Origin of the sequence: Butyrivibrio sp. ob235 (genome assembly GCF_900109475.1) — a bacterium.
Classification (GTDB): Bacteria; Bacillota; Clostridia; order Lachnospirales; family Lachnospiraceae; genus Butyrivibrio.
This window is the reverse complement of record NZ_FOBE01000013.1, coordinates 37,070-51,575: the sequence shown is the minus strand read 5'-3', so window position 1 is coordinate 51,575 and position 14,506 is coordinate 37,070. Positions and strand designations below refer to the sequence as shown.

At 40.7% G+C, this 14,506-nt stretch carries 16 protein-coding genes; all 16 read right to left on the bottom strand.

What is annotated here, in order from left to right:
* Positions 1-56: 56 nt before the first annotated feature.
* The 16 genes from BMW61_RS10875 to tadA all read right to left on the bottom strand — a co-directional run bounded on the left by BMW61_RS10875 (position 57) and on the right by tadA (position 14,430).
* Complete coding sequence (locus BMW61_RS10875) at positions 57-812, bottom strand: response regulator transcription factor (protein ID WP_091821781.1); 756 nt, start codon at positions 810-812, stop codon at positions 57-59.
* A gap of 128 nt (positions 813-940) precedes the next feature.
* On the bottom strand, positions 941-2,710 hold the full coding sequence (locus BMW61_RS10870) for a sensor histidine kinase (protein ID WP_091821778.1): 1,770 nt from the start codon (positions 2,708-2,710) through the stop codon (positions 941-943).
* A 93-nt stretch (positions 2,711-2,803) separates the two neighbouring features.
* Positions 2,804-3,316 carry a hypothetical protein gene (locus BMW61_RS10865; protein ID WP_091821775.1) on the bottom strand — a complete coding sequence of 171 codons (513 nt, stop codon included), beginning with the start codon at positions 3,314-3,316 and terminating at the stop codon, positions 2,804-2,806.
* A 24-nt stretch (positions 3,317-3,340) separates the two neighbouring features.
* The gene (locus BMW61_RS10860; protein ID WP_091821772.1) at positions 3,341-4,312 is read right to left on the bottom strand and encodes a hypothetical protein; all 972 of its coding nucleotides are present in this window, start codon (positions 4,310-4,312) and stop codon (positions 3,341-3,343) included.
* A 92-nt stretch (positions 4,313-4,404) separates the two neighbouring features.
* Positions 4,405-5,307: a tetratricopeptide repeat protein gene (locus BMW61_RS10855; RefSeq protein WP_091821769.1), complete on the bottom strand. Its 903-nt coding sequence runs from the start codon at positions 5,305-5,307 to the stop codon at positions 4,405-4,407.
* Between the two features lie 32 nt (positions 5,308-5,339).
* Positions 5,340-5,735, bottom strand: coding sequence for a hypothetical protein (locus tag BMW61_RS10850; RefSeq protein WP_091821766.1), 396 nt, complete (start codon positions 5,733-5,735; stop codon positions 5,340-5,342).
* Positions 5,736-5,931: 196 nt separating this feature from the next.
* A complete protein-coding gene (locus tag BMW61_RS10845; protein ID WP_091821763.1) occupies positions 5,932-6,633 on the bottom strand; it encodes a hypothetical protein in 702 nt (233 codons plus the stop codon).
* Positions 6,634-6,655: 22 nt separating this feature from the next.
* Entirely contained in the window at positions 6,656-6,790 is a 135-nt protein-coding gene (locus BMW61_RS22730; RefSeq protein ID WP_278296097.1) for a hypothetical protein, read from the bottom strand.
* A 12-nt stretch (positions 6,791-6,802) separates the two neighbouring features.
* Positions 6,803-7,567, bottom strand: coding sequence for a hypothetical protein (locus BMW61_RS10840; protein ID WP_091821760.1), 765 nt, complete (start codon positions 7,565-7,567; stop codon positions 6,803-6,805).
* A 7-nt stretch (positions 7,568-7,574) separates the two neighbouring features.
* Positions 7,575-8,399 carry a hypothetical protein gene (locus BMW61_RS10835; RefSeq protein WP_091821757.1) on the bottom strand — a complete coding sequence of 275 codons (825 nt, stop codon included), beginning with the start codon at positions 8,397-8,399 and terminating at the stop codon, positions 7,575-7,577.
* A 286-nt stretch (positions 8,400-8,685) separates the two neighbouring features.
* Positions 8,686-9,534 carry a carbohydrate ABC transporter permease gene (locus tag BMW61_RS10830; RefSeq protein WP_026498707.1) on the bottom strand — a complete coding sequence of 283 codons (849 nt, stop codon included), beginning with the start codon at positions 9,532-9,534 and terminating at the stop codon, positions 8,686-8,688.
* Between the two features lies 1 nt (position 9,535).
* The gene (locus tag BMW61_RS10825) at positions 9,536-10,423 is read right to left on the bottom strand and encodes a carbohydrate ABC transporter permease (protein WP_022760959.1); all 888 of its coding nucleotides are present in this window, start codon (positions 10,421-10,423) and stop codon (positions 9,536-9,538) included.
* 158 nt (positions 10,424-10,581) lie between these two features.
* A complete protein-coding gene (locus tag BMW61_RS10820) occupies positions 10,582-11,994 on the bottom strand; it encodes an ABC transporter substrate-binding protein (RefSeq protein ID WP_091821754.1) in 1,413 nt (470 codons plus the stop codon).
* 137 nt (positions 11,995-12,131) lie between these two features.
* A complete protein-coding gene (locus BMW61_RS10815; protein WP_026498709.1) occupies positions 12,132-12,677 on the bottom strand; it encodes a hypothetical protein in 546 nt (181 codons plus the stop codon).
* Positions 12,678-12,896: 219 nt separating this feature from the next.
* Positions 12,897-13,886, bottom strand: coding sequence for a radical SAM protein (locus BMW61_RS10810; protein ID WP_022760956.1), 990 nt, complete (start codon positions 13,884-13,886; stop codon positions 12,897-12,899).
* The gene (gene tadA, locus BMW61_RS10805; protein WP_022760955.1) at positions 13,876-14,430 is read right to left on the bottom strand and encodes a tRNA adenosine(34) deaminase TadA; all 555 of its coding nucleotides are present in this window, start codon (positions 14,428-14,430) and stop codon (positions 13,876-13,878) included. Before tadA ends, BMW61_RS10810 begins: the two co-directional genes overlap by 11 nt.
* Positions 14,431-14,506: the final 76 nt, after the last annotated feature.

Here is a 14,506-nt window from a genome sequence, read left to right as displayed (position 1 = left end):
TGTTAATAATAAGCAGATGATGATAAGTTGTCAACCATTATCCACCACGAGGCACATTATTGTGCCTTTTCTACTATATAATCAGAATAACTCATTCCAACATATTTCTTAAAACATCTCCCAAAGTAATTGGGATCCGGAATCCCGACCTCTGCTGCCGTCTGGTACATTTTGTACCCCTGCTCAGCATACTTTATGGCCTTCTTCATTCGAAGATCTGTTAAGTACTTCGCAAAGTTCTTGCCGGTATCCTGCTTGAACTTGCGGGAAAGATAGCTTGAGGAAAAGCCAAAATTCTGCGCAACAAACGCAAGGTTAAGGGTGGAATCCGTAATGTGGTCCTTAACATACTGCTTGATCAGTTCGGTGGAATTAGCCTCTGTAATTGCAGGTTCTTCCTCGCTATCCGCAAAGTCCGAGGTACTGGCCCCTCCCATCGCATCAAGCTTCTCCTTTGCACGCTCAAGAACCTTTGTAACCTCCGCACGCACCATGGGTTTAAGCATATAGTCAAAAACCGGAAGGCTTACGCATTTTCTTGCATACTCAAATTTATCTATGGCCGTCATGATGATGATGATCAGGTTCGGATAGCGCTTAGTTGCGGTCTCCGTGAATTCTATTCCGTCCATGAACGGCATGGATATATCAACAAAGGCGATGTCAGGCTTTATCTCATCAATAGTGTTTATTGCCTCTATGCCGCTGGCGGCTTCGCCGACAACTTCCATGTCGAGACTTTTATAATCTATAGCTGCACGCATCAATTTGCGTGCGGATTCCTCATCGTCTATGATCATTACTCTGTACATAATACCTCCCCGTATCCCCTCATCCGTCAGCTTCGCTGACACCTGTCTTCGCTCCGCTTCGGTCCGCGCTAAACCAACGTCCCCCGGACGTTGAGCGACCCCGAGGGGAAGGCTTTTACAATTTATACTCAAGCCCCTGGATGCATCATATCAGGAATAATAAACTCAACCTCCGTGAATTCCCCTATTTCACTGCTTATCCTGACTACATCTTCTCTGCCTGTGTAATACCTTATCCTCTCTATTGTACCCCATAATCCAAAACTACTCGAGTTTTGTTCGTAGGTATTGCTCCTCGAGGTCACGATTTTCTCTATAAGCTCAGCATCCATGCCTACTCCGGTGTCTCTAACTATCAGATGGAGCTCTCCGTCTTCGAGATGTGCAGATATTTTTATTGTGCCCTTTTCACCTTTAAGTCGTATACCGTGATAGATGCAGTTCTCCACCATCGGCTGCAGGATAAGCTTAGGCACAACAAAATCCAGCGTGTCCTCACTAATGTCGTATTCATCATCAAGAATATCTCCATACCGCAGCTTCTGAAGTGATAGATAATCCTTAACAATGCAGATCTCGCGGGAAAGCGGAATTTCTCTGTCGCCCTTACTAAGGAAATTCCTGTAAAAGCTTCCGAGTGTCTCCAGAGCATCATGCACCTTGTCAGCTCCGGCATCAAGCGCCATGAATCCTATGGTCTCAATTGAATTATATAAAAAGTGCGGCTTAATCTGCTCCTGTAAAACACGCATTTCCGCCTTTTGAAGAGTCTTTTCCTTCTCCACCAGCTCATCAAACAGCTCGTTTACGTGGTCGATCATACTGTTATAATCACCCTCAAGCATGTTTAATTCACTGTAAGGAACCTCAACATCTATTTTTTTCAGTTCTCCGGAGCGCTTATTTCTCTCCATCGCTCCCGATAGCTCAAATATCGGATCTGTTATGTTCTGTCTTATGAAAATTGCGACAAAAACTGCCATAAGAGTGAAAACAACCAGAAGAAACAACAGGATATACAGCATTCTGAAGGGTATTCCCGCTGTGCCGTAGGGTGAAACCCTAAGGATTACTATCGGAAGGTCATTCACTCTGCACCCTGAAAGCAGGACATCCTTTCCGTCAAGTCTGATGTTTCTGTGTCTGATCTTTTCACTAATAAATTCATCTCCGAAGTAGCGCTCATACTCGCGGTTCCCGGCGAGAAAGGTCCCGTCGGTTCCAATGATGCAGATATTGTTGTATCCAAGCCTCGTCAGCATATTTTCAAATACGCTTGTGGAGATGTTCATCATAAGGAGTCCCGTGCGCTTCTGGGTATCAATGTCATTAATGGCTCTTCCTATAGAAACCATGGGCCTTCCGTCCGCCTTCTCAGCAATACCATAGCTGTTTAGGGACACTACTGCCCTACCGTTGCCCTCATATATTTCCCTGCGCCAGTCCTCGCTGTTCATCAGATCCGTGTTGTAATTATAGGTGAATCTGTTGGTTGCAACGATGATCAAATCTTCTCTTATGACCATTACGCTATCCACACCCTCTGTGGAATTCAAAATGTCCATTATACCGTATCTGGCATCATTTATCATTCCCATACTCACAGCTGATACTTCCGCGCGCAAAAAATCGATCACGCGGCTCTCTATCATTATGAGCCTCGAGAGCGATGTGTATTTTTCAATATCTGATGAAATATTACTGGAAAGAGTTTTTAAGACGTTATCAGAATCTCTGACTCCATAGTCGCGGCGCTCTCTCTCGGTAATGATGGTCATTGAAATAATGAATGCTGCAATTGCAACCAAAACCACCTCAAAGATGAGCTTTTTAAGGCTCAGTGAAAGAGATACTCCGCTCCTATTCTTTTTAATTAATCCCCAATTGCCGAACTTCATGTAAACCCCTAAAAAACCAAAATGTGCTTACACTATTATAGTATATTCAGAATTGATTTCAAAACTTTAACAAGGTGTAAATTAGTTATTTGCTTACAACCTTGAGATTTCATCAAGGATCTCTTCCCGATCTCTGAATCTATAGTAATCTTCTTCATCCTTAATGCTGAACGCACCGATTGGAATTCTTGCAAGATCTTCAATTAACTGCATTGAGTCAGGCGCAAATCCTGCCTTCTTAATGACGTTTCTAAAAGGAATCTCCAGCTCGGGTTCAAGACGCAAAGCCTTGATAAGTTCCTGAATATTTTTTGTATCCATTCCTTCATCTCCAACAAAGTGATATGCTGTCGATTTTCCTCCTTCAAGAACCTCTATTGCAAAGAGCATGTCATCAAAATAGCTTATGCTGATAACCGGAGTATCCAACCTCTCTGACAGTCTCACTGCTTCTTCTCTTACATCTTCAAATTCAGTTTCAAGATTATCCTCAAAAATCGTATCCCAATCAGGAGTCAAATGCTCTATGCAATAGTCTTCCTCAAGCTCATATTGATTCTTATGTCCGGGATTATAAACCTGTATATTCCGAAATGATGTCCCCATTTTTCCTCCTTGCCCATTTTGCTTTTATTCAGCAGTTTTAATTCTCTTTATTGTTGATCCCTTCAGGTAGAACGCATCACCCTTACTGGGTGACTTCTTTACTCTTGCAACCATCAGCGGGGGAATGCTGATGAAATTGATATCTCCGATTTCCTCAAACATCAGTACATTTCCGCTGTCACTGATACCATTAAGTATAGGATTAGAAAGAACTGTTAGTGTCTCATTTTCAAGATTTGAGAAGATTATAGCTACTTTGCTCTCTGTATAATCAGAGGTAAGCACCTTATATTTGTTATACACCTCCTCATTATCATGAATAACATCAGGAGCCTTAGGGCTGTTGATCATCAGAACCATAAGCGGAACATCATCCAGTGGCTCTCCAGAGACTGCTTTTTCATGATTTGCCTTTGCTGTCTCATAGGCCTTTTCTACAAAGTCAATTACTTCCATATTGTCACTTGTATATTCCGCGACACATGATAAGCTGCTAAACTGTGAAAGCTCTTTACTCCTGTCATCTGCGATATACAATTCTACAGGATCATACGAGCTGCTCTCCTGAAGTTTTCTGATAATATACTTGACGTAATCGCCTCTTCCAAGCTCCTCTGTTCCCAATATTCCAGTAATAATATTCTTCGACAAATCATTAAATTCAGGCAGCGTTGTTGCATAATTAAGACCTGACAAAAGCTGATAGCCTTGCATATTGGAAGAACCGAAACGATCCTCCATATACTCGTCGTTCAGTACATCCGGAATATAAACAATCGTCTCTGCCTTCATTCCTTCATACTTCTTATTGATCTTCGCTATATCTTCTGATAATTCTTCATCGCTCAATGTCTCTGCATCTGTCTCCTCGGAATTATCTTCTATCTGTTCCTCCGAAGATTCTTCCTCGGCAGCTGCATCTACTACTTCTTCAGCTACCGAAGCTGTGTCTGCAGCACTATCCTCAGCAGCACAAACATTAATTGACATTGTCATCACTAATACTGCAAAGACAATTGCAGATGTCTTTTAAAATACCTTAAACATATTTTTCCCCATTATTCCAAAACTTTTTTCTTACAGACTTTTTATAGTCCTGATATTTCATCTATTTTCTCTCGTAGGTCATCCATGAATACAAGCTTTGCATCAGGCTTGATCTCGAGTGCTTCCGAATAACATTTCAATGCTTCTGTATAATTCCCAAGATTATATGCTGCATTCCCGCAACCGTAGGTGAGCACTATTCTTGATATATTGTTATTAAAAGTTTTCATTGCCTCTTTATATAATGAAGCTGCGCGCTCATAATCCTTTTTCGCATATGCAATCACGCCCTCAAGATCAATAATCCTGGCTCTGTCAGCCTTGGCAATTCTACTGTTGCCGGTTTTAGTTCCTACCATTTCTTTTAGTTTATCGAGACATTTTTGAGCTTCTTCCACTCTGCCTGTGTCTGCAAGTACGCATCCCTGATAAAACATACATATTTTCCGGAACATCTTAAGCTTGCTTTTGCTTCGCATTAGTTCTATATGCTCCATTGCCTTCTCATAATCCTTTTCGTACGCACTGGCAGCAATATAGTAAGTTCCAACCGCATTTACATAGCACTTCCTAAAGTAGCGTTCCTTAACCAGTCTGTCTACCACATCAATAAACTTCCGCGGCTCACAATCATCAAGCAGTATTTTATATAGGTACAAATGCAGTTTAGTCACACGCACTAAAAGAATAGTTATCGGAATCAAAATAAATAAACACATAACGATTACACTTTTTGTAAAATACTCATCGGAAAAAGGATCCGTGTAATCATATACCCAATCATTAGGCAATATCGGAATCAGTGCAGAGATAATTACAACCAACCAAACTAACACTATACAAAACACTGCAAAAAAATAACGCCAAGTGAAGGATTTTTTATAAGTGAGTATTCTATCGACTGCTTCATCTACGTCTGTGCCTGTTAAATTCAGTTTTTTCATTTTTATAAACTCCGTTCGGCTAATACCTATGTTTATGCCATTTTATTTTTCACAAACAAGATAATGAATCCTCCCGCTATACAAGCAGCCAGAAGAACCAGATAAATAGCATCCATTATTCCCGCAAAATATAAACCCATTTCAGGACCAACACTTACATATGGATCATTCACATATCCGGACACATAAATTACTGTGGACAAAGCTATGCCTACCAGATTCGTCCATATGATCGTAATTACATACTTGTTGTAGGGAAAATATCCCTTGGATTTCACCAAATCGTAGATAATGAATCCCAGTGTAACAAAAAATGGAGTTATCAGCTGCGGAAAATCAAGAATTGAAAAATATGGTATAATCCACGCCACCAATATCAGCAAATGGAATTCCCGCACCCTTGCATAGTTCATGTAATCAATATACATTTTTATTTCTCTCCCCATTTTAAGATACACATGCTCTTATCATCTCCCAAGGAAAAGATAAGCTTGGTCTCTCACTAGTCATCTTATGCCCTAGCTCCTTTGCATCATCCAGCATTTTTTCTTTAATGATTTTTTGTATTATGTATCCATTATTTTATGCCATCAAATTTTTGAACACACTTGTTCATCCCGTTTTTCAGCCAATACTTTCATATACTGCCTGAATATTCGGCAATATAAACTGTTCATCCAGCGTGTATGCAGCAAAGATAGAATACAAAGGATCAACGCACATACCTCGCTCATCTTTTATAGAAAGCGTTTTTTCATTCTCATCAATGCAAACTGCAGTCCCTATCTTATTTAAAATCAGCTTTGCAAAAAACGATGAGACTCTGATAATCTCCGGAATAACCTCCTCATTACTTAACTTTTTTATTGCCGCAATCTCGTCTGCTACAGTTTGTAAATCCTTTTCTCCAACGCTTTCGATAGAAAGATTATGTGCAAGGCAAAAATCATTTGCCAAACCAATATACGTTTCTATAAAAACTTCATAATCTTCCAGATGCAAATGAGGTTTCTTCATCTCCATATCCAAGATTTCATAACCTTTTTCATTTAAAAGATTAGCTATTTCAGTGAGTATCTCTACAAATGAATCCTCATTTGAATATGATGCTTCAAACTTAATCCCTGGTATGCGATTTAAACCAATTTTCCCAGTTATCAAATTTTCTGTTACATCAAATTCCTGATATACTCCATCAACCGCTCTATTCAAATATACTATTGGTCTAGTCGAAACTAACTTTTTAGGGAAGGTCATACTAAAACCATGTTTCTTTGAATCTTCCCCCAATATTTCCTTTACTATTTTCTTATAATTATTTTCCATATTCACCCCACACATCCTAACACTAATTTTCTCCATCTTGGTCGCAACCTGTAATTGTGTATGAAGGTATCGCACTTGCAATTTGACTTGTACCTATATTTGATACAATCATCAATCCTACAATCAACAGTGCTATCTTGTGTCTGACTTTTTTCATTTCCTACTCTCCTCAAATCAGCCTCTTATATATCTTGAACAAAATCTGTTTTTCTTTCTTTGAATATTTATCTACATAAGTTATCAGCAGTTCCCCTGAAGCTGTAATCGTTTCAATTGTTTCCTCAAAAACCCCATTTCCCACCGGTCTTTTATATATTGAACTATATGGAATATTTGGAATTTCTACTCTTGACCGATTCTTTATCTTAGTGGTTATCCACTGCGTCTCTACATACTTTCCTTCACCCATAGGTGCATATTTTGAATATTCAATCTTTTTTAGTTTGTAGCCTTTAGTCATCTTGACAACAAACTTCCCCTTATTTCCTGACAGATAATTTTCCTTATCCGGATACAATTCCTTGTCGCCAATCTTTACGGACATGTACGGTTTTTCTTTTGTCACCCTGACCTTTATAGTTTTCTTTTTCTGACCACTATCTGCTGTTTTATAGGTATATCCAATCTTATAGATTCCTTCATGCTTCGAGTAAGCATTGATTACATACCATTTTCTGTTAGTTTCAAAATCTGATCCTGTCCCCACAAGCTTAACTATCAGTTTTTTACTATTACTCTTTACATCGCATATACTTTCCGCTTCACTTTTTACAACCAGTCTTATCGTTGTTTCTTCATCGACAGCTATCGTTTCTCTTTTGGGTAATCCGGTAAAAAAGTTTTTTGTCTCAGCTGCATGTGGAACTGCTTTTATGCCAATTAATACCGATAAAACCAGTATTGTATATATAAATAATTCTGCTTTTTTCTTCATGGCCCACCTACTTTACCTTAGACCTGATTGTTATTGTGTTTTCGCGCTCAATTCCTCGCTTATCAATGTAAGTGATTATCAGATCGGTATATGTAAAGATAAAATCACCATACTTCTCTGCCTTTATTTCATCCCATACTTCTCCATTATGATATTCACATACCTCTGAAAGCTTTAGCACATCACCATTATTAAGATGCAAATACTCCAAATCTGCATACCCATTGCCTCCGCTGCTAAGTCTTGGGCTTTCGGATTTCACCCATCTTTCAACTCTTATATCCTTTAGCAAATATCCCTTCTTCATTTTAATTTTCAACTTTCCTGCCGTATTTAAGTCTACGAATTTAGCAGTATAGTCGTCTTCAAGGCATTTTTTCAGTATGTTCTTTTTACCTACTTTTATACTCTTGTATCCCTTAAATGAATCTTTTAGTGACTCAACTATCACTCTTGTCTGTTCAGTTGAAATGCAATTCCCATTACCATCTACTATGTCAAATGTCACATAATAGGTTCCTTTTCTGGTAGCATATATCTGTATAGCCTCATAGTTAGTATTAACTGAGTATTTATATCTGTGGCTTACACACTTTGCCTTCAGGTTTTTATTACTTGTCTTTACATTTGCAACATGTGTGTCCACCTCATCCATATTTACATTGATGGCATTTATATATCCTGTCATTTTTTTATTAACAAGATTTATCACCTTTTCTTTTTCATAGGTGACATTCACTGCCTTTGCTGTTATTCCTCTGCCGTAAACAATTATCAGCATTATGGTTATAACCATCAGGAGTTTTGTTGCACCCAAGCAAACTCTTTTCATCAGATTCTCCACTGTCCTCGATCCCCTACATACACGCAACAAGGGATGTAATGCATATAAATGCATCACATCCCTTGATTTTTAAATAATTAAATTGTTAAAGACTCCCCAAACAAAACTGTAAGACACTTCTTGCGCTCCCCTGATTTATCGTTCCCCCTCGATATATCAAACAAAAAGCGTCTTTACAATAGCATGATTTTACTAAAAATACAACAACATTATCCCAAATTGTTAATAATCTTAATAAATTCTTAATAATTCAGAAAGTATTGTCAAAAGGCCATCAACCCTTGACCGCACCTGCGATGAAGCTTGCCTGAATCTTTTTACTAAGGAACAGATAAGCTATAAGTGTCGGGAAGGTCGCGATAACAAGCGCAGCACCAATGGGTCCCCACTCCGTTGTATGCTGTCCTGACAGGGCCTTGATACCTACTGGCAGAGTTCTATGCACTGAGTCTGAGATGAATACGTTAGCAAACATGAACTCGTTCCAGCACTGAAGGTATGAATAAACGCCAACTGTTGAAACCGCGGGCTTCATAAGCGGCAGGATTATTCTGAAAAATGTTCCGAAAAGTCCGCATCCGTCGATTCTTGCTGCCTCATCAAGCGCAAAAGGTATCTCGGACATGAATCCGGTGCTGATCAGAATTGCCATTGAAAGCGAAAAAGCTGCATACGGAATAATAAGTGTTGAATACTTATTGAGCCAGTGAAGCTTTGAAAGCACTACATAAACCGGAACGATTGATGCCTGGATCGGTATTGTGAGTCCAAGCATAAAAAATGCGTTCATCAGCTTACTGCCCTTCCATCTGATTCTTGTGATAGCGTAAGTAGCCATCATCGCAGCCATAATAGATATGGCAATGGCAATAGTTGTAACAAGTAAACTGTTGAAGAAATAAAGGCCCATGTTTCCCGTGCCCATGGCAGTTGTAAAGTTTGACCACAGCCATTTTTGCGGGAGACCTATCACGTTTGCACCAAAGATTTCATCGTTGGATTTCAGGGCAAATGTGAACATGAAATATATAGGAAATAGGTTAATAATCGCCCAGATTACTAATATTATCTCCGTAAAAACCTTAAATACAGGATTTGTTTCCTTAAGTGTATAGCTTTCCATATTAATCTTCCTTTTCCCTAAATGCTGCACTTATCAGCAGAGCAAATGCAAAGCACAGTATTATCAGCATGACAGAAATAGTACTTCCCATTCCATATCTGTTTCGAAGGAACAGCATGTTTTCCAAAAGGGTACTGGGTACCTCTGTGGACTGGAACGGACCACCTTCAGTAAGGATTCTTACAAGGTCATAGGTTTTCAGTGAACCTGTTACCGCGAAGATAACGCTTACTCTGATGATGGGCTTGATGATCGGAATAACCACGTATCTGTCTACCTGCCACTTTGTTGCACCATCGAGCATTGCTGCCTCTCTGAGGTCCATGTCAACGCCCTTAACTCCTGCATACATGAGCAGCATGTGATAGCCGACGTACTGCCATACCGTAGGAACGATGATACTTCCAAGAGCAGTACTTACTTCACCTACCCATACGTGTTTCCAGTCTCCTCTGCCTATTGCTTCAAGGAATCTGTTCAAAAGACCATAATCTGGATTATATATTTTCAGCCAGAGCTGACCGATAACTACTGTTGAAATAAGAACCGGCATGAAGAATATTGATAAGTATACTCTCTCCTTAAGGCTCTCTCTTCTACCAAGAAGGAGTGCCAGTAAAAGCGCAAAAGGTAACTGCACAAAAACTGAGAAAAATGCCAGTATCAACGAATTTTTCAGTGATGTCACAAACTTGATCGACCCGTTTGTGAACAACTCGACATAGTTGTCAAAACCGATGAATGTGCCTGCGGAAAAACCGTTCCAGTCATACAAACTTCTGTACACAGATACTGCGATCGGTGCAATAAGTATGCTTACAAAAAGGAGCAGTCCCGGAAGCAGAAATACGAAAATTGCTAATCCTTTTTTTAAACCTTGTTTATTCATACACAAACCTTCCCAGCCGAATTTCTTCTGTATCCGGCTCTACTGGCATAACCTTAGTAAGGCAAAATGCCTTTGCATTAAAAAGTCCTTCCTGCTTCCAATTTTATTCAGAAGTCAGGAAGGACAAAGTAAAGTCTAATCCGACTTATTATTTGTTATTACTGGATGTCCTTAGCAAGTCCTTCGATGAACTGCTTACCATCAAGAAGGCAACCATAAACCTGATCTACATATGATAGATATGTGTTAGCAGAATCAGCGCTCATAGCTGTGTCGCCGAAGAGTACCATTGTATCAGCGTTAGCAACGATGCCTGCAACTGTCTGTGTAAGCTCGTTTACAGAACTTGTGTCGCCATAAGGTGTCCATGCAGGAAGTCCGCATCCATCAAGGTAACCATAGTGGCAGATAAGCTTACCAAGCTCGAATGCATACTCAGCAGCCTTGTCAGCGTTAGGTGAAGATGCTGCTACAGCAAGTGTATCAGAAGGTCCACCGATGAGCTGTCCAAGCTTAGCCTTATCAGCATTGATTACAGGGAACTCACTAACCTTAACCTTATCCTTGAACTCTTCATTAGCAGCGAAGTCAGCACAGTTCCATGTTCCGTTCATGTAGAATGCATACTTGCCAGCCATGAAGTTGTTCTTAACTTCGTCGTTTGTAAGGCCGATTCCTGAAGGATCGAAGTAACCGTTGTTTACAAGACCCTGGAATGTATCAACAGCATCAGCAACGTCCTGGTTGTTCCATGTTGCCTTGCCTGCGAAGATCTCGTTAAGTGTATCAGCGCCTGCGCTCTTCTCGATTACAGACTCAAGATACTCTGTTACGCACCATGTCTCTTTTCCTGCACATCCGAAAGGAATGATTCCTTTGTCCTTAAGGGCGTCGCAGCAAGCGATGAACTCATCATAAGTTCCGGGAATCTCATCATATCCAGCTTCCTTAAGAAGATCCATGTTTGCAAAGAGACCAACGATGTTCATTGTAAGCGGTACACCGTAGTGCTTTCCGTCGTATGTGGAGTTACCCATCATAACTTCAGGAAGCTCACTCTTGTAGTTCTCATAAGCATCATCAAGGCAGTAAACCTTGCCTGCATCTACGAAATCACCAAGGAATGCACATGACCATGTGAAGAAGATATCAGGCATCTCGTCTGCAGCAACTGCAGCCTTGATCTTTGTCTTGTAGGACTGGTTCTCAAATGCTTCCCATGTGAAGTTTACATTGGGATATTTCTCCTGCATGTCAGCAATTGCAGCTTCATAAGAATGACGGTTTGAATCACTCTCTGTTGCAATACACCACATTGAAAGATCAATAGCCTCACCATCATCAGCTGCTACTTCTTCTGTAGCCTCTTCTGTGCTCTCAGCCTCTGTAGCCTCCTCTGCTGTGTCAGCAGCTTCAGTGGTCTCTTCGGTGCTTTCAGCTTCTGTTGCAGCCGGAGCTTCCTCTTTAGCTGTGTTGTCTGCTGCCGGTGCTGAATTTCCCCCACCGCATCCAACGAGTGATAAAGTCATAACACCCGTAAGCAGCAATGATGCAATACGCTTCATTTTCATAACATACCTCTCCTTTTCTTTTTGAGCATCTCTGCCATTAATACGTTATATCTTAAGCACGTGGTGCTTTAGATCTACATTATTGCCTTCTCCTAGGGGAGAAGGTGTCAGCGAGGCTGACGGATGAGGGGTTATACTCAATTTTGCTGAGTCTTCGTCATCGGCCAGGGATAGTCGATTATAAGCTCATCATCATTCAGTGTGTAGTAAAGATATGCGTCCTCTATCGGATCACTGTACATAAGCTTTATGCATGAATCCTTCTCATCTACAGTGTAGTGTCCAAAGAAAATGCCCTCTTCACTGAATTCCCCATCTTTCGTGAAGACATATGACCAGCCGTTGTCCTGTGTCCAGGTTCCTACCAGTCCGTCGTGCTCTTCTTCACTGCTAAGCTTATATGTTGACTTCTCATAGAGAGTCATTGTATCGCCATTCATTTCATAGCGAAGCTTTGTCTCATTTTTATCTTTATCGGTAAGGGTGATATACTCATCATCCTTGGTATATGTATACTTCTCACCCTTGAAGACTGCCTTGCCATTGTCATAGAGCGCAATAGCTTCTTCCGTGGGCTCATGTGTATATGCCCAGCTCTCAGTCTTCTTGCCGCATCCTGCCGATACTGTCATCATGACGATGAGCATTGTCAGGATCGATGTTGTTTTTAATACTTTTTTCATACTTCTCATTTTGTTGCCTTTATTTATCTATACAGATGTTTCATTTCTAAAATAAATATAAACAATGCTTTGTATAGATTGAATGTAAATCTTTTACCTCATTAAGCACTTTTTTTACTTTTTGTACACAAATCGTTCATACTTCACTAATAATTTGTGCAAATGTTTGTTACATGTGTCTGAAAAAGTGATGGAAGCCATCAGGAAGGTGTTTACTTTTTATAGTCCCTCGAAATCAAAGGCCGGGATGAAGCTCTCGGAATCCGTGCCCTCTCCCTGGAAAAAGCCATTCTCTATGCCAAGATCGATAGCGTAATCTATGAGTTCTTCATATTCTGAAGCATTAACGCCTGTGAGTAGTTCCGGATAAGCAGATAAATCCCCATAGGGGGTAAATTGATTCATTATGCTCAAATATACCTTGTCACCAAAACGAGAAAGAAGCTCTTTGATAACTTTCTTAGAATCAGACAACTGCCCGGGAAGCATCAGATGGCGCACAATAACACCACTTTTCATAAGCGGACCGCTGTAATCATCATCAGATAATTCTTCAATTATTCTGTTATATTCAATAGCGCCAAACATGTCTGTTAACTGTCTATCATCTTCGGCAGCCTTTTTCTCCCACATAAACAAAGGCTCGTGGACCTGCCTCAGCATCTCCTCTATAGCATCCATGGCAATTCCAAAATATCCGGGGGCATTACTGTATCTCATCGACAGCTTCTCGGAATAATACTTGCAATCAGGCAGATAAATATCAACAAGCCCCTCCAATGCCTTAAGTGTATCGACATTTTCATAAGCACTTGTGTTATAGACAACCGGAATGTGAAGCCCCTGCCGCTTTGCAGCCTCAAGAGCAGGTATGATCAGCGGTACAAAGTGAGTAGGCGTAACAAGATTGATGTTAGAAGCCTTCTCTTCCTGCAGCCTAATAAAGATTTCCACAAGTCTTTCCGCAGAAATCTCTTTTTTCACCTCACCTGATGCAATCTCATGATTCTGACAAAAGACACATCGCATATTGCAACCCGAAAAGAACACGGTTCCCGAACCGTGTTCTCCTGATATGCAGGGTTCCTCCCATGCATGAAGATAAGCTCTGGCTGCTGTCAAAACAGCTCCCTGTCCGCAGTAACCAAGCTCTCCGGATATTCTGTTAACGCCGCAGCCTCTGGGACAGATTCTACAATTATCCAGCAAAATTTTCTCCTTCCGCCTCGGCCAGCTTTCTGGCTTCTTTCTCAGCCTTATTCCGCTTCCTCAGCTCCGTGAAAAATTCCTTTAAAATATCACTGCAGTCCTTTTCAAGAACTCCCTTGGTAATATCCACCTGATGGTTAAACTCCGGATTCTCAAGAATATTAATAACCGTTCCTGCGCTTCCGGCCTTGGGACTTGAAGCTCCCATCACTACGCGGGGAATTCTTGACTGAACGATAGCACCGGCGCACATCTGGCAGGGCTCAAGTGTCACATACATGGTGCACTCCTCAAGCCTCCAGTCGCCCATCTTCTTACATGCCTTTTTCACTGCGGTAATCTCAGCATGGCAAAGCACGGATTTATCGGTATTTCTACGATTATACCCTCGTCCGATAATCTTTCCCTCATATACTATGACACAGCCTATCGGCACCTCGCCGAGTTCAATAGCCCTGCGGGCCTGCTTCAGTGCAGCTCTCATATATTTCTCATCAAGTTTTTCCTGTTCCGTTCTTACACTTAATTCCGGGCGTTTAGCCATTCTAATTACAACTCCTTTATGCCTCAATTTAGCAGCCTAACAAACTAAAAGCACATAGCTTTTCACCATGTGCTTT